Source organism: Pseudomonas sp. PSKL.D1 (assembly GCF_028898945.1).
Taxonomy (GTDB): Bacteria; Pseudomonadota; Gammaproteobacteria; order Pseudomonadales; family Pseudomonadaceae; genus Aquipseudomonas.
In genome coordinates, this window is sequence record NZ_CP118607.1 from 5,430,840 (window position 1) to 5,452,848 (window position 22,009).

Genomic DNA, 22,009 nt, shown 5'->3' on the forward strand with positions numbered 1-22,009 from the left:
GATTTATCCGCGAATGCCTCCACACAATCACTCGATCCGTAACTCTCTCTTCACCAACCCCAGCAACTCCTCCAAATCCACCGGTTTCAACAAGAAATCCACCACCCCCAGGTGCATCACGTCCACCGCCTCTCTCGCCTTCACATCGTTGTCGCCCGACACCACGATGATCGACAACGCAGCCCGCTCCGACTCCCGGATCTGCCGGATCAGATCCATGCCGTCCTCGGGTTTCATGCGCAGGTCGGTAATCAACAACGCAATACGTGGTTCGTAGTGGAGTTTGAACATGGCATCCTGCGCACCGTCAGCAGTCATGCATTCGATGCCCCTGCTCTTCAGATACCACTTGAGCGCGTCCCTGTTCACCGGGTTGTCATCAACGACCAGAACCATCGGCCGAGGCGAAACGGGGGCACTCAAATTAGCCAAGGCCTTACGCTCGGCGTCACTCAGGATGTCGTCATGCTCAACCATGGCCGTCTCGTCAGAAATTAGTATTCACCCGTAGGACCACACCTTGTGACGTTGTTCACACCACCCTCATAGACTTACGTCCAATGGGCACCGCACGGTCTCCAGCCGACCATGGGGGCCGAGAACAACAAGGCCGGCACCTATATATAGATATATATAGTTCGGCGTAGCGATACGGTCAGTTTCATGAGCAAAAAGGACGCCTACAACCAGGTGGGCAGAACCGCCGTTCTGCAGAACATTCAGGGTACCCTGCAATTTCTGCAGCGCTTCCCGCCGTTCAATCAGATGGAGCACAGCCACCTGGCGTACCTGGTGGAGCAGTGCCAGCTGCGGTTTTATGCCAGTGGCGAGAGCATCATCAAGCCAACCGACGGCCCCGCCGAGCACTTTTACATCGTCAAGCAGGGCCGTGTGGTCGGTGAGCGCCAGCATCTGGTCAAACCGGGTGTGGAAACCACCTTCGAGATCGCCACGGGTGAATGCTTCCCGCTGGCTGCGCTGCTTGGCGAACGCGCCACCCGTACCGAACACCTGGCCGGTGAAGACACCTTTTGCCTGCAACTGAACAAATCCGCTTTCATCCGCGTGTTTTCAATGTCCGATGTGTTTCGGGATTTTGCCCTGCGCGGGGTCAGCAGCCTGTTGGACCAAGTCAATCAACAGGTGCGTCAGCGGGCAGTGGAAACACTGGGTACCCAATACTCGTTAAACACGCCACTGGGCGAGTTGGCCATGCGCCATCCGGTGACCTGCACGCCGGAGACATCACTGCGTGAAGCTGTGCGCCTGATGCATGAGCAGCAGGTTGGCAGCATTGTCGTGGTCGACCCGCAGCGCTTCCCGGTAGGCATTTTCACCTTGCGTGACCTGCGCCAGGTGGTAGCCGCAGCCGATGCAGACCTTGGTGCTTGTATCGAACACCACATGACCACCCGCCCGTTCTACCTGAGCCCGCAAGCCAGCGCCTTCGATGCGGCCATGGCCATGACCGAGCGGCACATTGCCCACGTGTGCCTGGTGGACAACCAGCGCTTGTGCGGCGTGGTGTCAGAGCGCGACCTGTTTTCCCTGCAGCGGGTCGACCTTGTGCACCTGGCGCGCACCATCCGCCATGCGCCGCGCCTGGACTCGCTGGTATCGCTACGTGGCGAGATCGGGCAACTGGTCGAGCGCATGCTCGCCCACGGCGCATCCTCGACGCAGATCACCCAGATCATCACCCTGCTCAACGACCATACCGTGTGCCGCGTGATCGAACTGGTGTTGGCCGAGCGGGGTGACCCTGGCGTGCCGTTCAGCTGGCTGTGCTTTGGCAGTGAAGGGCGCCGCGAGCAGACGCTGCACACCGACCAGGACAACGGCATCCTGTTCGAAGCAGCCAACAGCACCGAGGCCGAAGCCATCCGCGCCCGCCTGCTGCCGCTGGCCCAGCACATCAACCAGTGCCTGGCCCAGTGCGGCTTTACCCTGTGCAAAGGCAACGTGATGGCCGGCAACCCGCAGTTGTGCCTGTCCCGCACGGAGTGGGCGTTGCGTTTTGCCGGTTTCATTCGCGAGGCCAGCCCGGAAAACCTGCTGGGTTCAAGCATCTACTTTGACCTGCGCGTCGTCTGGGGTGATGAGGCAGGCTGTGAGCAACTGCGCCAGCGTATGCTCGAGCAGGTGGCAGACAACCGCATCTTCCAACGCATGATGGCCGACAACGCTCTGCGGCAACGGCCACCGGTTGGGCGCCTGCGCGAATTCGTGCTGACGCGCCAGGGCAACGATAAAGCGGCCACCCTTGATCTGAAGGTTCAGGGGCTAACCCCATTCGTGGACGGTGCGCGCATATTGGCGCTGGCCAACGGCATAGGCGCATGCAACACCCTGGAGCGCCTGCGCCAACTGGTGGCCAAGGGCGTGATCGACACGCTCGATGGTGCGGCGTACGAGGAGGCTTACCACTTCATTCAACAAACCCGCATGCAACAGCACCAGCGGCAAACGCGCGACAACCTGCCCTACTCCAACCGCCTCGACCCGGACAGCCTCAACCACCTGGACCGCCGTATCCTGCGTGAATCGCTGCGCCAGGCCCAGCGCCTGCAAAGCAGCCTGGCCCTGCGGTATCAACTATGAGCCTGTTCACTTGGCTGCGCCCGGCGGCCCCATTGCTGGACGATAGCCTGCGCCATCGCCTGGCCGGCATGGCCAAGGCCAAGCCGCTGGGTGTGTGTGCCTTGCGCGAACAGCGCTGGGTGGTACTCGACCTGGAAACCAGCGGCCTGAACGCCAGCCGCGATCAGGTGCTATCCATTGGCGCGGTGGCGATCGAAGATGGTGCCATCGACTTTTCCCAGCAGTTCGAACGCACCTTGCGTCGCCCACTGCACAAGACCAATGCCAGCGTACTGATTCATGGGCTGGGCCCCAGTGCACTGGCTGCCGGCAGCGACCCGACCGAGGCGCTGCTCGACCTGCTCGACTTCATCGGGGACAGCCCGCTACTGGCCTTCCACGCTGCGTTTGACCAGCGCATGCTGGGCCGAACCCTTAAAGAAAGCCTGGGCTACCGCCTGCTGCACCCGTTCCTTGACGTGGCCGAACTGGCACCGATGCTCAACCCTGATACGGTGCTGCGCGAAGCGGGCCTGGACGACTGGGTGGCGCGTTTCGGCCTGCAAGTGGACGAACGCCACCACGCCAGTGCCGATGCCTTGGTTACAGCTGAGCTGGCACTGATCCTGTTCAGCCAGGCCCGTCGCCAGCAACTGGACAGCCCCTTGCAACTGGAGCAACGGCTACGCGGCTGGCGGCGCCGCAATGCCCACAACCACGGCCTCTAAGGCTGAATTGGCCGCGCAACGATAATGGCATTCCGATAGGCGTCCATTGCGCCCCGCCCCCGTCCTCTGCAACAATCGCGAATAATTATCGTTAGTTAATGCATTGGTTCCGGGGGGACTCGGCTTGTCTTCTGCACAACGCCCACATGCCGAGTTGGTCGGTGCGCTGTATCGCGATCACCGCGGCTGGCTGCTTGCGTGGCTGCAACGCAGCATGGCCTGCCGCCAACGTGCCGAAGACCTGAGCCAGGACACCTTCGTGCGCCTGCTAGGCCGTGAACAACTGGACACTCCACGCGAACCCCGCGCGTTCCTGGCCGCCGTTGCCAAGGGGCTGATGTTCGACCATTTCCGCCGCGCCGCGCTGGAGCAAGCCTACCTGGCTGAGCTGGCCCGGATGCCGGAAGCCGAACAGCCCTCTCCCGAAATCCAGCATCTGATCCTCGAAGACCTCAAAGCCATCGACCGCCTGCTCGGCAAACTGTCGAGCAAAGCCCGCGCCGCTTTCCTGCACAACCGCCTGGACGGCATGGGCCATGCGGAAATTGCCGAGCGCCTGGGCGTTTCGGTGTCGCGGGTGCGCCAGTACATTGCCCAAGGCATGCGCCAATGCTACGTGGCCCTTTATGGCCAACCGACATGAACAACACGCCCGTTTCTGCTCAGGTGCTCGAAGACGCCATCGCCTGGAAGCTGAGCCTGGATGACAACAGCGGCACAGCCGACGAGCAAAACGCCTTCATGCGCTGGCATGCCGCCAGCGAAGAACACGCCCGCGCCTGGCGCCAACTGAGCGTGCTCGACCAGCGCGTCAGTGCTGCCGCGGGGCCTGCGCGCCAAGCGCTGGTGCAATCTCGGGTAAGCCTGCGCAGACGAATCGGCAAGGCTGGCAGCGGGCTGGCATGCATGCTCCTGCTGGGCTCGCTGCTGAATTGGGTCGGTGCTCCATCACTGTCGCCCAGCTACTGGCTGGCCGACCAACGCACAGCCACTGGCGAACTGCGAACCTTGCGCCTGGAAGACGGCACGCTGTTGAGCCTCAATACCCACACCGCCGTAGACATCGACTACGAAGGCGACCAACGCGTGCTGGTACTGCACCAAGGCGAAATTTCGGTGGAAACCGGCCACGAAGACCCGCGCCCGCTGCTGGTGCGCACCGACGATGGCCGCCTGCGCCCACTGGGCACGCGCTTCCTGGTACGCCGCGAGGCCCAGGGCACGCGCCTTGAAGTGTTGCAATCCTCTGTGGCCGCCATGCCGCTCAACAGCGGTGACGAGCAGGTACTGCGCGAAGGCCAGCAGGTGCTGATGAGTGCCAACGGGCTGAGCCGGGTCACGCCAGTGCCCGCCGGGGCCGATGCCTGGACCCGCGGCATGCTGGTGGTCGACAACGTACGCCTGGCCGATTTGCTGGCCACCTTGGGCAAGTACCGCAATGGGCATCTGGGTGTGGCGGATGAGATTGCCGACCTGCGCGTAACGGGCAGCTTCCCGCTGACCGATACCGACCTGGCACTGGCTTCGCTGGTACCGGCGCTACCGGTGAAAGTCGAGCAACACACGCCATGGTGGGTGACCGTCGTCCCCAGATAAAACACCTGGGAGGTGCTGAGTTGCCTGTGCTGGCCCCTTCGCGGGGCCAACCCTGAAAAAATTATCCATCCCCCCTGTCACTTTCCAAATCTCGCTCGGCAAGGAAGCAGTTAGCACTTATCCGTCGAGGAGCCGCTGCATGTCCCGTGCTGTTGATCGTATCCTGCGCCCAAGCCTGATGGCCTTGGCCATCGCTGTTGCCGCCCCATTGGCCAGCCCTGCCCTGTTCGCCGCCGAGCAGTCCGCCCCGCGTGCCTACAACCTGCCCAGCGCACCGCTGGCCACGACCCTGAACCAGATCGCCAGCCAGTCGGGTATTGCCCTGGCCATCGACCCGGCGCTGGTCAGTGGCCGCACGTCGGCACCGGTGAACGGCCAGTTCAACGGCCTCAGCGCCCTGCAGGCGGCCTTGCGTGGCACCGGCCTGCAGTTGCAGCAAAGCAGCGTCGGCAGTTACAGCCTGGTTGCCGTACCGGAAGACAGCGTTGCGCTGCCAGCCACTACGGTTGATGCCTCCAGCATCAGCGAAAGCGCCTGGGGCCCGGTAGAGGGCTATGTCGCAAAGCGCACAGCCGCTGGCAGCAAGACCGACACCGCGCTGGTTGAAGCACCCCGCTCCATCTCTGTTGCCACCCGCGAGCAGATGAACGACCGCAACGTACACAGCCTGGATGACGCCGTGCGCTACATGCCCGGCATCGTGTCGGCCAGTTTCGGCAGCGACACCCGCTACGACTGGATGCGCGTTCGTGGCTTCGAACCGACCCAGTTCCTCGACGGGCTGCCGCTGCCGCGCGGTGTGTACGCCAACCCGAAACCGGAAACCTGGAACCTCGACCGCCTGGCCCTGCTGCGCGGCCCGGCTTCTTCGACCTATGGCCAGACCCCGCCAGGTGGCCTGCTCGACATGGTCAGCCGCCGCCCGCAAGCCCAAAGCAGCCACGAAATCGAAGTGCAGTACGGCAGCGACAATCATCGCCAGATCAACTTCGCCAGCACCGGCAAGATCGACGATGAAGGCAGGTTCCTGTACGGCGTCAGCGGCGTGATCCGTGACAGCGGCACACAAATCGATCACATCGATAACAAGCGCTACAACATCGCCCCGAGCCTGACCTGGAACATCGACGACGACACCACGTTGACCTTGCTCACCCAGTTCACCCGTGACGATACCGGCGTCACCAGCCAGTTCCGCCCGATTCAGGGCACCAAGCTGGACTCGCCGTTCGGCAAGATTTCCCACCACAAGAACCTGGGCGACCCAGACTACGAGTTCTACGACCGCACTTACTACGCGCTGGGTTACGCCTTCGAGCACCGCTTCAACGATGTGTGGAGCTTCCGTCAGAATCTGCGCTACACCAAGTCGGACCTGGCCTTCCAGACCGTCACCGTCAACAGCTATATCCCGGGCCTGGCGGGCTACGAACTGGACGCAGACGGCAACATCGGCCGTGGTACCACCAACGTCGATGAAGACATCAGCCAGTTCGCGGTGGACAACAACTTCCAGGGCAACTTCAGCACTGGCGAGATCCAGCACACGCTGTTGATCGGCCTGGACCACCAGCGCAGTAACACCAACTACCTGTCAATCTTCGGCAGCGCCTCGAGCATCAACGTCAACAACCCGGTGAACACCGTGCCGATCGTTCGCCCGGACCGCTCCACTGCGTACTACGATTACGACCAGAAAACCCGCCAGACCGGCGTGTATGTGCAGGACCAGATGGCCCTGGGCAACTGGCGCCTGACCTTGGGCGGCCGTGAAGACTGGGTGCACACCGGCACCAAGTTCTTCAACAAGGGCGATGCCACCAACACCGAACGCGACAGCAACTTCAGCGGCAACGCTGCAATCAGCTACGTCTTCGACAACGGTTTTGTGCCCTACCTGTCGTATGCCGAGTCGTTCCAGCCAACCAGCAATGCCAGTGCCGACCCGGTCAACTCGTTCAAACCAACCGAAGGCAAGCAGTGGGAGCTGGGCATCAAGTATCAGCCACCGGGCTCCAACACTCTGCTGTCGGCAGCGGTATATGACCTGACCCAGAAGAACGTCTCGGTTACCAACAACGTCGGCAACGTGACTGTCACCAGCCAGACGGGTGAAGTGAAAGTACGCGGCCTGGAGCTTGAAGCGGTCTCGGATGTCACCGAAAACCTGAAGGTGATCGCCGCCTACACCCTCGCCAAATCCGAAGTTCAGGACGGCCTGTACAAAGGCAATCGCCTGCAACTGATGCCGAACCAGCAAGCCTCCGTGTGGGCTGACTACACCTGGCACAGCGGCGTGCTTGACGGCTTCGGCATTGGTGCAGGCGCGCGGTACACCGGCAACACCTACGGCGACCAGGCCAATACCTACCTGGGCAAGGCCAACGCCTACACCGTGTTCGATGCGTCGGTGCATTACGACCTGGGCCGCCTGAGCAACAGCCTCGAAGGCGCGTCGGTAGCGGTTAAAGCCACCAACCTGCTCGACAAGGACTACATTTCCACCTGCGACAGTTACTACTGCTACTACGGAGATGAGCGTAGCGTTGTTGCCAGTGCCACCTATAAGTTCTGAGGTAGCAGGGGGGGCGCGTTGCGCCCCATTCCGACCGGTCCGGCGCCCCGGCAAGGCTGCTCCCACAGGTAATTGCGTTCGCCTGTGGGAACGGCCTTGTGTCGCGAAAAGGCTGCGCAGCAGCCTCCAGGCCTTCAGGCAAAAACCGGAACCAAGATGAAAAGCGCCACCATCCGCCGCTGGTCCCTCATCCACACCTGGAGCAGCCTGGTCTGCACGGTGTTCTTGCTGCTGCTGGCCCTCACCGGCCTGCCGCTGATCTTCCATCACGAAATTGAACACCTGCTCGGCGAAGCGCCCGAACTGCGCGAGATGCCCGCCACTACACCGCACCTCAACCTCGACCAGCTCGAGCTGAAGGCAGAGCAACATCGCCCTGGCGAAGCCATGCAGTTCTTCGGCTACGACGAGGACGAACCCAACGGGGTGGTGGCCATCATGGCCGCAACCGCCGGCACCGAACCCAACGCCTCGCACACCTTCATGCTCGACGCCCGTACCGGAGAGGCCGTGGCCATGCCCGCCGCCAACGGCGGCTTCATGATGCTGATGCTACGCCTGCATGTGGACATGTTCGCCGGCTTGCCCGGCAAGCTGATACTGGCGTTCATGGGCGTGCTGTTCGTGCTCGCGATCGTATCCGGGACTGTGCTGTACGCCCCCTTCATGCGCCGTCTGAAATTCGCCACCGTACGCCACGAAAAGTCCACCCGCTTGCGCTGGCTGGACCTGCACAACCTTATTGGTATCGTCACGCTGGCGTGGGCGCTGACCGTAGGCGTGACCGGTGTCATCAACGCCCTCTCCGACCTGGTCATTGCCGCCTGGCGCAATGACAGCCTGGCAACGTTGGTTGCACCGTATCAGAACGCCGCGCCACTCACCCAGCGCGCCTCGGCCACACACCTGCTGGAAATTGCCGAACGGGCAGCACCCGGTATGCGCCCGGACTTCATTGCATTCCCCGGTACGCGCTTTTCCAGCGAGCATCACTACGCAGTGTTCATGAAAGGTTCCACGCACCTGACCTCGCACCTGCTGACCCCGGTGCTGATTGATGCGCAAACCCTGGCTGTGACTGCCGTTGGCGAACGCCCCTGGTACATGGATGCCCTGCTGTTGTCACAGCCCCTGCACTTTGGCGACTACGGCGGGCGCCCCATGCAGATACTCTGGGCGATACTCGATGTGCTGACCATCATCGTGCTCGGCAGCGGCCTGTACCTGTGGTGGGGCAAACAGCGCAAATCAAAAGAGGCACGCACATGAGCCACGCTTCGCAATCGACACGACGCATTTTCGCCTGGCCACTGCTGATAACCCTGCTTGGCTTGGCCGGGTTGTTCGCCGCGCTGCTGGGCGACGGTGGTTGGGACGTGCTGGCGTGGGTCGGGCTGGGCCTGCCTGCCGCCTTGAGCTTGCGGGCGCTGTTCGGGTACCGACGCGCCTGAACTAGCTATCTACCACCTGCCACACCGCGCTTTTTCCAGCATGGCCGTCTTTGACCTCAAAGGAGCGGCCACATGCTACCTCTCGAACAACTGGAACAGATCGATCAGCAGATCCATGCGCTCTTGCGCGGCATGACATTCGCCGAGGGGGCAACCTCCGTAACGCGCGCGCAGTTGCATGGCGATCTGGCCAGTTTCTGGAGCACCGCCAATAGCGACGGCGTAACCCCCAAACAACAACTGCAGACCCTGCGCAGCGCTCAACTGACGGCGGAGGTACGCCTGCGACTGAACGACCAGACCTTGACGCCCGAGCATGCAGCTCTGTTATCCCACTGCCTGGCTTTGCCCCTTGCCCCACAGCGCAGGCACCTGCCGATGGCCGAGCGCCCACAGCTCTATCGCGTGTTACTCGAAGGGCATTCCCCCAATTGGCGCAGCTATTTGCCAGGCGCCTTCGTGATCATCGCCGGGCTGGATGAAGCCCGCATGCTCAGCTCACAAGACCCGACCGGCGCGGCGCTGCTGTGTTGCATGTCCCAAGGAATCGAGGCATTCGACTCACTCGCCGACCTGCATCAGGAACTGAGCGAACGCCTGGAAGACCCCTTGCAGAGCCGGCCACTGCTGCACTTGTATGCGCAAACTGAACAAGCCGAGCGAGCACGCCAAGCAGAACGCCTGCGTTACGACTGGTTTGCCGACAGCCTGGTCGAAGCCCAGGTCGAATGCTGCATTGAGGCACAGCGGCAACGCCTTAGTGAGCCTGCCGTGTGGAACAGTGAGCCGGCCTCCCTGCACCAGAAGATCACCAAAGCACTGGCATTAGGCCCGGACATTGATTGCCAGGCACTGCTCAAGACCCGCTACTCGCAGTTGCTGGAGAAAAACCTGCCTAACTGGCTGCGAAACACCCCCACGCAAGGCCTGAGCCATATCATGCAAACCATGCAGGAACTGGTGGCTGCCGCCGAATTGGCTGCCGCGCCGGGAATACTCGACATCACAGCGTTCAAGAAGAAGCACGACCTGCTCAGTTGGGCAAAACTTCAGCTACGCAAGCGCCTGCGACAAGACCTGGCACTGGATTGCGACCCCGAACACATTCTGGTCAGCGTCGTGCTTGCACGCCAGACCGGCGCATTCGTGCACCCCTTTGCTACATCGCCCCTTGTAGCATCGCTAGGCCTGAGACGCGTCGGCGACAGCATGATCGAAATGGTCAAGATAACCCAATCCCTGGATCAGCTAGCCCTGCACAACCTGCCATGGTTTGATTTCGACTACTGGCTGACGGCGAAGGTGACCCATGAGAATGCCATCGCCCTGCCGGCCGGGCTGACGCCGGAGTATCTAAAGGCATTGGTCCGCGACCTTGATGTAGGCGGCAACTACAACCAATACCTGCAAACCCAACTAATCACCTCCAGAGCCGGGAAATGGCGGCTGCAGGCACATGTCCGGATCAACCGCGCCAAAATGCGCGCCGATCTTGCCAAGGCCCGTTATGCCGGGCATTTCGCAGATGATCCGTTTGAACATGGGTTTCACTGGGCTTCGGCAGTACTCGATCAACCTCACAATGGGCTACGTCCACCCGTCGCGGGTTACACCGTCACGGCCAGGCAACTGAAAATCATGGGGCACACGTTGCAGGGTGTGCTGCTGCTCAATACCACTACCTACAAGTCTCAGGCATGTGTGCTTTACACGCCCGACGCGCCGGACCGAAGGGCTTGGCGCCGTTTTCGCAATACCCGTGAACTGCTGCGCGCCATACGCAAAACGCCCGCTTTGTGCGAATACGTGGTAGAGCGATTACCCCTGTTACCTGCCACCGAAGTGCGACACCTGCTACAAAAAGGCAGGCTGGGGCCCAATCTGAAAACCCCGGAAATCTCGGACGACTTGTTCTATGCCTGCTACATGGCCGAAGCCCGCGCCCTGATTGCACAGGCTAATGCAGGCAGCAAAAGCACTTGGGAAGTCGACGCTCAATCAATCGTCAACCTGAGCTGGCGTATTGTCGACTTCGTTAGCCTGATGCTGCCCAGTTCAACCCTGATGACGCTTTCAATCGGGCGCATGGCCATCGACATCTGGGACGGGGTGCAAGCCTATAAACAAGATGATGTCGAGGGCATCATGCGCCACGCCTATGAAGCACTCAGCCACGCCAACGACGCTGCCGTCATTTACATCGGCTCTGGGCTGTTGCGCCGTTCACTACGTAGCATGCCCAAACAACCGCCATTGCCTTTGCCCAAGCGCTATGAAGTACAACCGGACAGGGCCCACCTGCGCTACCGTATCGACGGCATTTACGGTGAAGGCGTGTATGAGCAAGTGTCGCCGTTCGGCGGCCTGTCACAATATTTTGTGAAGGACAACGATGATCGCCATTACAAGGTGAGCTTCAATGGCGAGCGATGGAGTGCGATAGACCCTGAACAACCCGATGCTTATCTTCAACAGCCGCTGAAACGAAAGGCCGATGGCCAGTGGGTGATCGACTCACCCGTGCTCTGGTATGACGGTTTACCGGACCTGGTGCAGTTGCTGAACGACTGCTACCTGAGCGAGCCGCTGACCGGAACAGTGCTCGATGCAGAAAAAGGGCTTTATCAGGCTGATGACAATCAGTTGTACCTGTCATTAAAGCGCGGGCAAGTCAGTATTCGAAGGCACCTGTTATCAGGTCGCTATCACCTGCCGATTCCCGAAGCCAGCACAGCCGGTGTCGTACCTTGGGCTGTGCTGAACTGGGAGCGCAATGCGTGGCGAATTCGCGTGCGCCAGGCTGGCCGCAGCAGCGACTGGCTGACGCTGCCCGATTCACCACTCAAATAGAGCTACAGCTTGGGCAGCAGGCGGTCGAGACGCTGATGCAGGGCACTGCTACCCGGCCAGTTGCGCAGCAGCCGCGCCCGGTCACGGGCATATGCTGGGGCAAAGCTGAGCTGGGTGGCGTGCTGGCACATGGCATCCAGGTCGATCAACGACCACTGGCCGTCGTGCCAGAACAGGTTATGCCCTTTGAAATCCCCATGGCTGATGCGCTCGCGAATGAGCTGCTGCATCAGGTGCACCAGGGCATCAACTTGCTCTTCGGGTGCATCGCCGTTCTCTACGAATGGCGCGAAGCAGGCTGCCAGGTCTGGGCCGTCGACATACTCGGTCACCAGATACGCGCGGCTGCGCAGGCCCATCACCCGTTGCTCCAACACCGCCAGCGGTTTGGGCGTGGCGATGTCGAGGAATGCCAGGCGGTGGCCTTCGATCCACGAGTGCCAGGCACGGCTCGGGCGCCAGAAGCGCTTGAACCAATGGGCGGTATTCTTGATGTTGTAGCGTTTGAGTACCAGCTTGCGCCCGCCTACCTCGATACGCGCCACACTGGCCGCACCACCGGTCTTGAACAGATGGCCCTGTTCGATCAGCGCATCGGCCTGCTCCAGCACTGGAAGCATGGCGTCCACTTCATCACGGCGGATCGCCCGCAGCCCGGACAGGTTACGCTGCACACTGAACAACGAACACTCGCGGCCTGCTTTTTCCAGGTAGTCCTTCTGGCGCCAGTTGCGCACCTTGTCCACTTGCTTCTGCAGCGCTTCCAAGGGCAACGCATGTTCGGCATTGGCCAACAGGTAATGCACCAGCAGCTCTTCGATAAACGGCTCCAGGCGCTTGGGCAACTGGGCGAAGAACACACCGAGGTTTTCCAGCACACGCTGGCGCGACAACTGCTGGCCAGGCGTTTCGGCTTTGATGCCAGCGCCATCGATCAGGTACAGCTTGCCATCATGACGCAACAGGTTGTCCAGATGCAGGTCTTCCTGCCACAACCCTTTGGCGTGCATCTGAGCCACGGCAGTGAGCGCTTCGCCCAGCACCAAGTGCTGCTCATCGGCCAGCACCGGCAGGTTTTCCACCGCCGCCCAGGCATCCGCCAGGCTTTCAGCACCGTCGAGGAATTCGAACAGCAGCCAACCGCCTTCACCTTCCTTGAGGCCATCAGCCAGTAGTTTCGGTGTGGTCAGGCCCTGCTCGGCCAGTAATTTCACACCCTCAAGCTCGCGCTGGAAATGCCGTGCGGCATTACCACCTACCAACAGCTTGGCCAGCACGGGGGTGCCGCGCCAGACACCTGCGCCCACATAGCGCTGGCCCGGCAATACCCGCAGCAGGCTGAGCAGCTGCAACTCTGCGCCTCCAGCCGCGTCAGCCAACTCAATGGCCAACGGCAACGAAGGGCTACGCCCGGCTTGTTTCAGTTCGGACAAACGCATCAGCGGGCCTCTTTTTCACGACGGCGTTGCGTCAGGCGCTGCAGCCAGGTGTCGACCAACGAACTGTCGGCCGGTTGAGTCAGGTAAGCCGCCAGCAACTGGCGTACATCGGCCTCGCTCCAGGCGCGGGCCCGGCGCAACAGCGGCTCCAGGTCCTTGAGCCGGTCACGCATGCCGAACAGCAATGGCCGGGTCTTTTCAAGGTCGATCAGTTGCGCCTCCCAGCCTTCCCGGCGCTGACGCAGGAAGATGTGTTTGGGGTAGAAGCAGCCGTGCACCTGCCCGGCACTGTGCAACGTACGCGCCAGCTCACCGCAGGCCTTGAGGATGCCGTTGCGCTCAGCATCGGACTGCTGAGGCCATTGGGCCAGCAGGCTTTCCAGGTCGCTCCAGTCGTCCAGCGCACGCGTCAGCAAAATCGCGCGGTGCTGGCCACCCTGCTTGCGCTCGCCGTAAAACACGGCCTGCAGCGCGGGGATATGCAATTTCTGGTAACGGCTGATATTACGGAACTCGCGGGCAAACGTCGGCTCGCCAAACGGCCGATGCAGGGTACGGGTCAGGTAATCGCTCTGGCGCTTGAGGTAGTAGCCTTTGCCCTCCAGCTCCAGGCGATACACGCTGCTCCAGCCGCCACGGCCGGTATTGGGTTCGTCCACGGCGTCAAGCTGCAGTGCCCACAGGGCCTCGAAATCGTTCAAGCCATGGCGCTTGAGCAGCGCAAGGTCCGCACTGGCCAGGTAATCGGTCATTCCCTTCCCTCGAAGAAGCTCAGTACCTGGCGAATGCGCCGCTTGTCACGCGCGTTCAGGCGCTGACGCCCGCGGTACTGCAAATAGAAGCGCAGGCGCTGGGTGGCCGACAGGTGATACTTGGCAACCTTGTCCAGGCACGCCAAGTCCTTGATCAGCCGATGGCGCCACATGAAGCCACGCCAGAAGTCGCCGGTGGGGCAGTCGATGAAGAATAGCGTGCCCAGGTCATCGACCAGCAAGTTGCGCCACTTCAGATCGTTATGGGCAAAGCGGTGCTCGTGCATGGTCCGCGTGTGCCGCGCCAGCTGCTGGCTGACATGCTCCACCCAGGCGGGGTCAGCCAGGCGCGGGTCGCTCCGCTCGGCCAGCGCCGACAGGTCTTCGGTGCGTGGCAGCTCGCGGGTGATCATTGCCCCACGGCCAAACGCCAGGCCTTTGCGCTCTAGCCCCCAAGCCACCACCTCGGCGGTGGGGATGCCCCACTTGGCGAACTGCTTGAGGTTCTGCCATTCGGCCTTGATGCGCGGCCTGCCCAGGTAGCGACGCATGTGTTTGCCGGCCCCGGTGTAGCGCTTTACGTAATAATTAACGCCGTCGCGCTCCACCCGCACCACCTCGCTCAGCGGGTCGCGGGTCAGGCGTTCGCCCTGCAGGGCGAACACCGCATCAAGGCTGCCAAAGTCCGCCGCCAGGTGCTCGTAGCCTGGCGCCAGTGTCCAACCCGCCATCAGAGTGCATCCCCATAACGTTGCTTGCGGTCATAGAGCTTCTGCGCCTTGCGCTCGAGCCAGGCGAGCAGCGTGGCTTCGTCCTTCAGAACCTGGCGCAGCGGGCGCTGGAAGTAGCCACGCAGGAAGCGCAGCTTGTCGCGACGGGTAAGGCCGATATCCAGCGCCGAGAAGTACAGCGCGGCCAAATCCTTGTCGCGCCAGCGACGGCTGATTGTGGCCCGGGTTTGTGCGCGGTGCAGGTCAATCACCGACAGCTTGAAATCTTCCGGCGTCACCGGGTGGTCGGTGTGCAGCAGGAAGTGGCAGATATAGCAGTCGCGGTGGTTGACTCCGGCGCGGTGCATGCCACCGGTCATCTTGGCGACTTCGGCAATCAGAGCACGCTTCAGGCGTGGCGCGGGCGGCTGCTTGACCCAATCGATGCTGAAGTCTTCCAGGCTGATGGTCGGTGCCAACTCTTCGGTGACGATGAACGAGTGCTGCGTCGCCGGGTTGCTGCCGCGCTCGCCGTAAGCCACGGCGGTCATGGTTGGCACGCCCACTTCATGCAAGCGCTGGATGGCTTTCCACTCCTGGCCGGCACCGAGCACCGGCAGCTTGGCAGTGAGCAGGTTCTTGAAGATCTCGCCCCAGCCGATGCCACGGTGGATCTTGACGAAGAAACCCTCGCCATCGACCTCGGTGCGCAGCGTGCGGCGGCCTTCCAGCTCGCGGTAGACCTCGCCCTGCAGCGCCTCAACAGCCTCGAAGGCGTCCCGCCCGGCCCACAGGCGCTTGAAAGGTTCGGCCAGTATCAGCTTCATGCGGTCTCCTGCCCCAGGATCACGTCGGCGGCATGCTGCGGCATGCTGTAGAGGTCAGCCGTTTCGGCGAAGGCCAGGCCGTTTCGCGACCAGTCGGCGCGGGCCTGTGGTGCTTCGAGCATGCGCTGCAGGTAGCCGTTGAGCTGTTCCTGTTCAAACGGCTCATCCAGCACCAGGCCGCTGTCGGCTTCTGCAATGTAATGCGCGTAACCGCACACCTTGGACACCAGTACCGGCAGCCCGGCCACCAGTGCTTCGAGCAGTACGGTGCCGGTGTTCTCGTTGTACGCCGGGTGGATCAGCAAGTCGGCGCCCAACAGGAAGCGCGGAATGTCGCTGCGGCCTTTGAGGAACTGCACCTGCTCACCCAGCCCCAGCGTTGCGCTTTGCAGCTGGAACACTTTGGGGTCGTCCTGGCCAATCACCATCAGCTTCGTGCGCTTACGCAGTGCCGACGGCAACGCGGCCAAGGCCTTGAGGCTGCGGTCCACGCCCTTGGTCTTGAAGCCCGAGCCGATCTGCACCAGCAACAAGTCATCATCGCCCAGGTTGAATTCCTTGCGGAACTCGGCGCGGATTTCGGCTGCGTTGGCCGGTGCGCGACGGTCTTGGGAAATCCCCGGCGGCAGCAAGTGGAAGCGCTCCACCGGGGTGCCGTAATGCTTGATGAACAGCGGCTGCTGCACCTCGGAAATCATCAGCACTTCGGTGCGGGCATCCTTGGCAAACACCGCGCGCTCGTACTCGGCGAAGTGCCGGTAACGGCCCCAACGACGGTAAAGGCCGCCACGCAGGGTTTGCGCTTTGTCCTCAAAGCAGCCGTCGGCGGCGTAGTACACATCCAGCCCCGGCATCTTGTTGAAGCCGATCAGCCGGTCGACCGGGCGCTTGGCCAGGTCCGCTTCCATCCACGCGCTCAACTTCTCGTTGCGACGGTGGTTGAACAGCGCCTTTACCGGCGCCACCAGCACTTCGAAACCTGGCGGCACGTCACCTTCCCAGATCAACGTGTACACACGGATCTGGTGGCCGCGCTTCTGGCATTCCAGGGCAATGCGCATGAAATCGCGCTGCAGCCCGCCGAAGGGGAAATACTTGTAAAGCACAAAAGCCAGTTGCATCAACGAACATCCTCAGCCAGCAGCAGCGCGCTCAAGCGGCTCGCTACATGCTCGGGATTCAGGCGAGTGAAGCACAGCGGCCACTCGCGTTTCAGATCGAACCGGCGCAGGTCGTCGGCGCTCGGTTTATAGGTACATTTCTTCTGCAGGCACGGGGCGCAGGGGAAGTCGCTGGCCTGGTGAACCTGCACCCGTCCATAAGCGCCAGTCAGGCCCGGGTTGGTCGGGCCAAACAGCGAAATGGTCGGCACGTCCAGCGCGGCGGCCAGGTGGCCGAGGCCGGTGTCCACCGCCACGCACGCCTTGGCCGCTGCCAGCACTCGGGCGACGCCGGCAAGGTTCAATTTGGGGAGTACCTGGCAGTTGTTCAAGCCTTGTGCGATGCGCTCGGCACGCGCCTTTTCTGCCGGGTTGCCCCATGGCAGGCGCACCTGCAGTTTGCGTTGGCCCAACCGCTCGGCCAGCTCGCGCCAGTAGGCCTCGGGCCAATGCTTGGTTGCCCAGGTGGTGCCGTGCAGGAACACGACATAGGGCGCCGCAGGCGGCAGTTGCAGGCGGTCGAGGTCCAGGCCGTAATTACCGATGCCTTCCGGCAAGTCATAGGCCAGGGCCATGGCAAACAGTTGGCGCACGCGCTCTACCGCATGCTGGCCGACCGCTACCGACAAACGCCGGTCGTAGAAACGGCTGGCCAAGCCTTCGCGGGCCGAATAGCGGTCCAGCCCCGCTACCGGGGCCTTGACGTAGCGGGTCAGCCAGGCGGATTTGACCAGCCCCTGGGCATCGATCACCAGGTCGTAGGTGTGCTCGCGCAAGCGTTGCTTGAACGCCTTCCACTCGCCACTTTTGATGGTCTGCCAGATGTTCTTGCGCCAGCGGCGGATCGCCACCGGGATGACCTGGTCGACGGCCGGGTGCCAACTGGGGATCTCGGCGAAGCCTTCTTCCACCACCCAGTCGAAACGGATGCCCGGGATCGCGTGGGCCGCGTCGGTAAGCGCCGGCAGGGTGTGAATCACATCACCCAGCGACGAGGTCTTGATAATCAGTACCCGCACTTAATCGGCCTCGGCCACGGTGTCGATCAGGTTTGGTCCACCCAGGCTGTGCAAGGCGGCGATGACTTTGCCAGGCTCCAGCAGACGCAGGCAGTTGTAGTGGCCGAAACGGCAGGTGCGCTCGAAACACGGGCTGCATTCGATACCGGTACGCACCACTTCGACCTGGTCCGCCAGTGGCGGGGTGAAGCCGGGGGAAGTCGAGCCGTACACGGCCACCAGCGGGCGGTTGAGTGCTGCGGCCACGTGCATCAGGCCGGAGTCGTTGGACACCACGGCACTGGCGCAGGACATCAGGTCGATGGCCTCGGCCAACGAGGTTTCGCCGGCCAGGTTGCAGGACTCTTCACGGAACCCCGGGATCAGGCGGTCGCGAATCTGCTCGCCCACCGGGTGGTCGTTCTTCGAGCCGAACAGCCACACCTGCCAGCCCTGACGGATCATTGCATCGGCCACTTCGGCATAGTGCTCGGCGGGCCAGCGTTTGGCCTCACCGAACTCCGCGCCAGGGCACAGGGCAAGCACCGGGCGGTCCAGCTCCAGGCCAAACTTGGCCAGGGCGGCATCGCGGCTTTGCGCTTCAATCTGCAGGCTCGGGCGCGGGTAAGGTTGTGGCAGCTCCGTGCCCGGCGCGTAGGCCAAGGCCATGAAGCGCTCGATCATCAGCGGGTAGCGCGCCTTGTCGAGCTTACGCACATCGTTGAGCAGGCCAAAGCGCATTTCGCCGCGCCAGCCGGTGCGTTTGGGGATGCCGGCAAAGAACGGCACCAGCGCCGACTTGAGCGAGTTGGGCAGCAGGATGGCCTGGTCGTACTGGCCGGCCAGGGACTTTCCGATGCGCCGCCGCGTAGCCAGCTCCAGTGCGCCGTGGCCGAGCGGGAAGCTCAAGGCCTGACGCACTTCGGGCATGCGTTCGAGGATCGGCCGGCTCCACTCGGGGGCCAGCACATCGATCAGGCAGTCGGGGTGCTGCTGTTTCAGGCACTGGAACAGGGTCTGCGCCATCACCATGTCGCCGACCCAGCTGGGGCCAATGATCAGTATTCTCATGCTTAGTCCAGAAACGCTCGGGGAGGCTGCAGGCTGCGGTACAGCCTGGCCTCCCCTCTTTATATTCAGGCTATGTGGCGGACAGTGTACCACTCAGGCAGGCCCATGGCTGATCGCGGCCCCTGTGGGAGCGGGTTCACCCGCGAACACCGGCACAGCCGGTGCCATCCACCGCGGTGCCTTCTTCGCGGGTGAACCCGCTCCCACAGGGCCGAAGTAGCCTTCAAGCAAGGCCCAATTCACCCCAGATCCGCCGCACCTCGCGGCGTTCATCGGCAAACTGCGCCGCATCGATCACCCCGGCCTGCTTCTGCAAGGCCTGGCGGTGCGAAGCCGAGCGGAACGCCTTGTACACCTCACGCAACAGCACCGCGTCACTGGCCGGCATCAACCCTGCCTGCTCCAGCTCTTCCAGAATGCGGATGTTATCGGTCCATCGCAGTATGGCCGGGTGGTCATGCGACCAGGCCAAAGCGGCGTATTGCACCATAAATTCGATGTCCACGATACCGCCGGCGTCCTGCTTGATATCGAACGCCACGCCCGCGTCGAAGGCATTGCCGGCAGTACCCGCAGCGGTGGCCTTGGTGCCCAGGTTGTCGCGCATCTTGGCGCGCATTTCACTGACTTCGGTACGCAGTTTTTCGAGGTCGCGCGGCTGGCCGAGCACGTTGGCGCGTACCGCTTCGAAGGCAGTGGCCACCTGCTTGCAACCCACCAGTACGCGGGCTCGCACCAGGGCCTGATGCTCCCAGGTCCAGGCTTCGTTCTGCTGGTAGCGCTCGAAGGCATTCAGCGAACTCACCAGCAACCCCGACGCGCCCGAAGGCCTCAGGCGCATGTCGACGTCATAAAGCTGGCCCGAGTTGGTCTGGGTGGTCAGCAGGTGGATGATGCGCTGGCCCAGGCGGGTGAAGAATTGGGCGCTGTCGATCGGCTTGGCGCCGTCGGTTTCGGCATGCGGGTCGCCGTCATGGATGAACACCAGGTCCAGGTCAGAGCCATGGCCCAACTCAAGGCCGCCGACCTTACCGTAACCAATGATGATGAACCCCGGGTCGCACAGGCTGCCATCGCTGCGTTTGGGTTGCCCGTGACGGGCCACGGTCTGGCGCCAGGCCAGGGCCAGCACCTGATCCAGAATGGCTTCGGCCAGCCAGGTGAGGTAGTCGCTGACTTTCATCAACGGCAGGTTACCGCTGATCTCCGAGGCCGCCACACGCAGGCTATGGGCCAGTTTGAAGTGGCGCAGCGCCTCCATCTGCTGCTCCAGGTCATCCTCGGGGATGCGGGTCAGCCGCTCGCGCAGCTCGGCGGCCAGCTCCGGCGCCAGTGGCGGGCTGAACAGTCGGCCTTCATTAAGCAGTTCGTCGAGCAGCAGCGGGTACCGGGCGATCTGCTCGGCAATCCATGGGCTGGCGGCGCACAAGGTCAGCAGGCGGCGCAGCGCGCCCGGGTTCTCGGTCAGCAGCACAAGATAAGCCGAGCGGCGTGCCACGGCCTCGACCAGCGGCAATACCCGCTCCAGCACCAGGTCCGGGTTATCGTGCTCAACGGCCTGAGCCAGCAGCCGTGGAATGAATGCATCCAGACGCTCGCGGCCGATGCGCTGCATCGAGCGCAGCTGTGGGCTGGCGTGCAGCCCCATCAACCGTCGCAAGGCTTCGGCAGGCTGTTTGAAGCCCGCCTCCTCCAGTTGCCGGCACGCAGAGTCTTCATCCTGTACCTGTTCCCACAGCGGTGACCATTCACCGCCCACCACCAGCTCACCTTCACCCTCTTCGTCATCGGGGTCGGCAATGACCTGCCGGAAGTGCCAGTCCACACGCCCGCGCCAGTGCATCAATTGGTCGTGGAAGCTTTGCCAGTCAGCGAAGCCCAGGATGTAGGCCACCCGTTCGCGGTCGAGGTCGTTGTCCGGCAGCATCTGCGTCTGGCGGTCGCCAATGGCCTGAATCGCGTGCTCGGTGTACCGCAAAAACTCGTAACCTTCACGCATCTCGGCCACCACGGCAGGCGGCAGGTAGCCTTGCCCTTCCAGGGTGGCCAGCACCTTGAGCAGCGGCCGTTGCTGCAGGCTGAGGTCACGGCCGCCGTGGATCAGCTGGAAGGCCTGGGCAATGAACTCCACCTCGCGGATGCCGCCGGCGCCAAGCTTGATATTGTCGGCCATGCCCTTGCGGCGCACTTCCTGCTGGATCAACTGCTTCATGGTGCGCAGTGCTTCGATGGCGGAAAAGTCCAGATAGCGGCGATAAACGAACGGTCGCAACATTTCCTGCAATTGCGCGCCAGCGGCCTGGTCACCGGCCACCACCCGCGCCTTGATCATGGCGTAGCGCTCCCAGTCACGGCCCTGGTCCTGGTAATACTGCTCCAGGGCATTGAAGCTGAGCACCAGTGAGCCGGCCGAACCGTATGGCCGCAGGCGCATGTCCACGCGGAACACGAAACCATCCACGGTCACCGGGTCGAGTGCCTTGATCAGGCGCTGGCCAAGCCGAGTGAAGAATTCCTGATTGTCCAGCGAGCGCTTGACCCCTTCCGTCTCGCCGCCCTCGGGGAAGGCGAAGATCAGGTCAATGTCCGACGACAGGTTCAATTCCACCGCGCCCAGCTTGCCCATGCCCAGCACTACCATATGCTGCGGCTGCCCGCTGCGGTTGCCGACCGGCGTGCCAAACTGCTGGCAGTGGCGCGGATACAGCCACTGATAGGCTTCGTCGATGGCCGCGTCGGCGAGGTCCGACAGGTCGCGACAGGTTTCGCCCAGCTCGGCCTGGCGGGTGATATCGCGCCAGATGATGCGCAGTTGCTGGCGATTGCGCTCGCGGCGCAGGTTGCGCGCCAGTTCGTCCTCGGTTTGCGCGGCCTGGGCTGCAGCGGCGACATGCCCACGCAACTCGCCGGGGGCATAGCGACGCTCCATCTCACCGCTGGCCAACAGGGCGAACAGCATGGCCGGCTCGCGCTGGGCCTGGTCGAGCACAAAATCGCTGGCGGCGGCCACCTGATCGAATTGCTGCCGCTGAGCCGGGCTCCAGGTAGCTACATCAAGGTCAGGCTGGCCAGCCAGCGCATCGAGCAAAAACTGCTGGTTACGCGCGACCAACGGTTGCAGGGCGGCAGGCAATTCGGACGGCAAAGGCAGGCGCATGGTCTATCCTTGATCGGCGTGAAAGTGAGGGGAAAAAGCGGCCACGGGGATGCTGGACCACGGTTGGACTGTCATACAAAAGTTGGAAATAGCTGAAAAAAACGAATCATTGGCA

General features: G+C 62.5%; 17 protein-coding genes. 8 read left to right on the plus strand and 9 right to left on the minus strand.

Annotation, left to right across the window (positions count from 1 at the left end; all coding sequences use genetic code 11):
• Positions 1-27: 27 nt before the first annotated feature.
• Positions 28-477: a response regulator gene (locus PVV54_RS24435; RefSeq protein ID WP_274907652.1), complete on the minus strand. Its 450-nt coding sequence runs from the start codon at positions 475-477 to the stop codon at positions 28-30.
• A 186-nt stretch (positions 478-663) separates the two neighbouring features.
• Between PVV54_RS24435 and PVV54_RS24440 the strand changes: the two genes are divergently transcribed.
• The 8 genes from PVV54_RS24440 (at position 664) to PVV54_RS24475 (ending at position 11,780) form a co-directional block, all read left to right on the plus strand.
• Positions 664-2,601: a putative nucleotidyltransferase substrate binding domain-containing protein gene (locus PVV54_RS24440; RefSeq protein ID WP_274907653.1), complete on the plus strand. Its 1,938-nt coding sequence runs from the start codon at positions 664-666 to the stop codon at positions 2,599-2,601.
• The gene (locus PVV54_RS24445) at positions 2,598-3,308 is read left to right on the plus strand and encodes a 3'-5' exonuclease (protein WP_274907654.1); all 711 of its coding nucleotides are present in this window, start codon (positions 2,598-2,600) and stop codon (positions 3,306-3,308) included. The genes PVV54_RS24440 and PVV54_RS24445 overlap by 4 nt, the downstream gene beginning before the upstream one ends.
• 124 nt (positions 3,309-3,432) lie before the next feature.
• Positions 3,433-3,951 carry an RNA polymerase sigma factor gene (locus tag PVV54_RS24450; RefSeq protein WP_274907655.1) on the plus strand — a complete coding sequence of 173 codons (519 nt, stop codon included), beginning with the start codon at positions 3,433-3,435 and terminating at the stop codon, positions 3,949-3,951.
• Positions 3,948-4,904, plus strand: coding sequence for a FecR domain-containing protein (locus PVV54_RS24455; protein WP_274907656.1), 957 nt, complete (start codon positions 3,948-3,950; stop codon positions 4,902-4,904). Before PVV54_RS24450 ends, PVV54_RS24455 begins: the two co-directional genes overlap by 4 nt.
• Positions 4,905-5,043: 139 nt before the next feature.
• Positions 5,044-7,479, plus strand: coding sequence for a TonB-dependent siderophore receptor (locus PVV54_RS24460; RefSeq protein WP_274907657.1), 2,436 nt, complete (start codon positions 5,044-5,046; stop codon positions 7,477-7,479).
• A gap of 156 nt (positions 7,480-7,635) precedes the next feature.
• Positions 7,636-8,748: a PepSY-associated TM helix domain-containing protein gene (locus PVV54_RS24465; RefSeq protein WP_274907658.1), complete on the plus strand. Its 1,113-nt coding sequence runs from the start codon at positions 7,636-7,638 to the stop codon at positions 8,746-8,748.
• Complete coding sequence (locus PVV54_RS24470) at positions 8,745-8,930, plus strand: hypothetical protein (protein WP_274907659.1); 186 nt, start codon at positions 8,745-8,747, stop codon at positions 8,928-8,930. Before PVV54_RS24465 ends, PVV54_RS24470 begins: the two co-directional genes overlap by 4 nt.
• A 72-nt stretch (positions 8,931-9,002) precedes the next feature.
• Positions 9,003-11,780, plus strand: coding sequence for a dermonecrotic toxin domain-containing protein (locus PVV54_RS24475; RefSeq protein ID WP_274907660.1), 2,778 nt, complete (start codon positions 9,003-9,005; stop codon positions 11,778-11,780).
• A 2-nt stretch (positions 11,781-11,782) separates the two neighbouring features.
• Here PVV54_RS24475 and PVV54_RS24480 read toward each other — a convergent pair whose 3' ends face one another.
• The 8 genes from PVV54_RS24480 to glnE all read right to left on the minus strand — a co-directional run bounded on the left by PVV54_RS24480 (position 11,783) and on the right by glnE (position 21,894).
• A complete protein-coding gene (locus PVV54_RS24480; RefSeq protein ID WP_274907661.1) occupies positions 11,783-13,219 on the minus strand; it encodes a lipopolysaccharide kinase InaA family protein in 1,437 nt (478 codons plus the stop codon).
• Positions 13,219-13,971, minus strand: coding sequence for a lipopolysaccharide kinase InaA family protein (locus PVV54_RS24485; protein ID WP_274907662.1), 753 nt, complete (start codon positions 13,969-13,971; stop codon positions 13,219-13,221). Before PVV54_RS24485 ends, PVV54_RS24480 begins: the two co-directional genes overlap by 1 nt.
• Positions 13,968-14,702: a lipopolysaccharide kinase InaA family protein gene (locus PVV54_RS24490; RefSeq protein ID WP_274907663.1), complete on the minus strand. Its 735-nt coding sequence runs from the start codon at positions 14,700-14,702 to the stop codon at positions 13,968-13,970. Before PVV54_RS24490 ends, PVV54_RS24485 begins: the two co-directional genes overlap by 4 nt.
• Positions 14,702-15,508 (minus strand): lipopolysaccharide core heptose(I) kinase RfaP, encoded by an 807-nt coding sequence (rfaP, locus tag PVV54_RS24495; RefSeq protein ID WP_274907664.1) that lies wholly within the window; start codon positions 15,506-15,508, stop codon positions 14,702-14,704. Before rfaP ends, PVV54_RS24490 begins: the two co-directional genes overlap by 1 nt.
• Positions 15,505-16,629, minus strand: coding sequence for a glycosyltransferase family 4 protein (locus PVV54_RS24500; protein ID WP_274907665.1), 1,125 nt, complete (start codon positions 16,627-16,629; stop codon positions 15,505-15,507). The genes rfaP and PVV54_RS24500 overlap by 4 nt, the downstream gene beginning before the upstream one ends.
• Positions 16,629-17,687, minus strand: coding sequence for a lipopolysaccharide heptosyltransferase I (waaC, locus tag PVV54_RS24505; protein WP_274907666.1), 1,059 nt, complete (start codon positions 17,685-17,687; stop codon positions 16,629-16,631). The genes PVV54_RS24500 and waaC overlap by 1 nt, the downstream gene beginning before the upstream one ends.
• Entirely contained in the window at positions 17,688-18,737 is a 1,050-nt protein-coding gene (gene waaF / locus PVV54_RS24510) for a lipopolysaccharide heptosyltransferase II (RefSeq protein ID WP_274907667.1), read from the minus strand.
• A gap of 223 nt (positions 18,738-18,960) precedes the next feature.
• Positions 18,961-21,894, minus strand: a complete 2,934-nt coding sequence (gene glnE, locus PVV54_RS24515) for a bifunctional [glutamate--ammonia ligase]-adenylyl-L-tyrosine phosphorylase/[glutamate--ammonia-ligase] adenylyltransferase (protein ID WP_274907668.1) — start codon at positions 21,892-21,894, stop codon at positions 18,961-18,963.
• Between the last annotated feature and the right edge of the window lie 115 nt (positions 21,895-22,009).

What these genes read in the sequence shown, in the direction of transcription:
- PVV54_RS24455 (WP_274907656.1), top strand. Translation starts at nt 3,948, where the DNA reads ATGAACAACACGCCCGTTTCTGCTCAGGTGCTCGAAGACGCCATCGCC.
- PVV54_RS24490 (WP_274907663.1), bottom strand. Translation starts at nt 14,702, where the DNA reads ATGGCGGGTTGGACACTGGCGCCAGGCTACGAGCACCTGGCGGCGGAC.
- PVV54_RS24500 (WP_274907665.1), bottom strand. Translation starts at nt 16,629, where the DNA reads ATGCAACTGGCTTTTGTGCTTTACAAGTATTTCCCCTTCGGCGGGCTG.
- waaF (WP_274907667.1), bottom strand. Translation starts at nt 18,737, where the DNA reads ATGAGAATACTGATCATTGGCCCCAGCTGGGTCGGCGACATGGTGATG.
- PVV54_RS24485 (WP_274907662.1), bottom strand. Translation starts at nt 13,971, where the DNA reads ATGACCGATTACCTGGCCAGTGCGGACCTTGCGCTGCTCAAGCGCCAT.
- PVV54_RS24475 (WP_274907660.1), top strand. Translation starts at nt 9,003, where the DNA reads ATGCTACCTCTCGAACAACTGGAACAGATCGATCAGCAGATCCATGCG.
- PVV54_RS24480 (WP_274907661.1), bottom strand. Translation starts at nt 13,219, where the DNA reads ATGCGTTTGTCCGAACTGAAACAAGCCGGGCGTAGCCCTTCGTTGCCG.
- PVV54_RS24460 (WP_274907657.1), top strand. Translation starts at nt 5,044, where the DNA reads ATGTCCCGTGCTGTTGATCGTATCCTGCGCCCAAGCCTGATGGCCTTG.
- PVV54_RS24440 (WP_274907653.1), top strand. Translation starts at nt 664, where the DNA reads ATGAGCAAAAAGGACGCCTACAACCAGGTGGGCAGAACCGCCGTTCTG.
- PVV54_RS24435 (WP_274907652.1), bottom strand. Translation starts at nt 477, where the DNA reads ATGGTTGAGCATGACGACATCCTGAGTGACGCCGAGCGTAAGGCCTTG.
- PVV54_RS24465 (WP_274907658.1), top strand. Translation starts at nt 7,636, where the DNA reads ATGAAAAGCGCCACCATCCGCCGCTGGTCCCTCATCCACACCTGGAGC.
- rfaP (WP_274907664.1), bottom strand. Translation starts at nt 15,508, where the DNA reads ATGAAGCTGATACTGGCCGAACCTTTCAAGCGCCTGTGGGCCGGGCGG.
- glnE (WP_274907668.1), bottom strand. Translation starts at nt 21,894, where the DNA reads ATGCGCCTGCCTTTGCCGTCCGAATTGCCTGCCGCCCTGCAACCGTTG.
- PVV54_RS24445 (WP_274907654.1), top strand. Translation starts at nt 2,598, where the DNA reads ATGAGCCTGTTCACTTGGCTGCGCCCGGCGGCCCCATTGCTGGACGAT.
- PVV54_RS24470 (WP_274907659.1), top strand. Translation starts at nt 8,745, where the DNA reads ATGAGCCACGCTTCGCAATCGACACGACGCATTTTCGCCTGGCCACTG.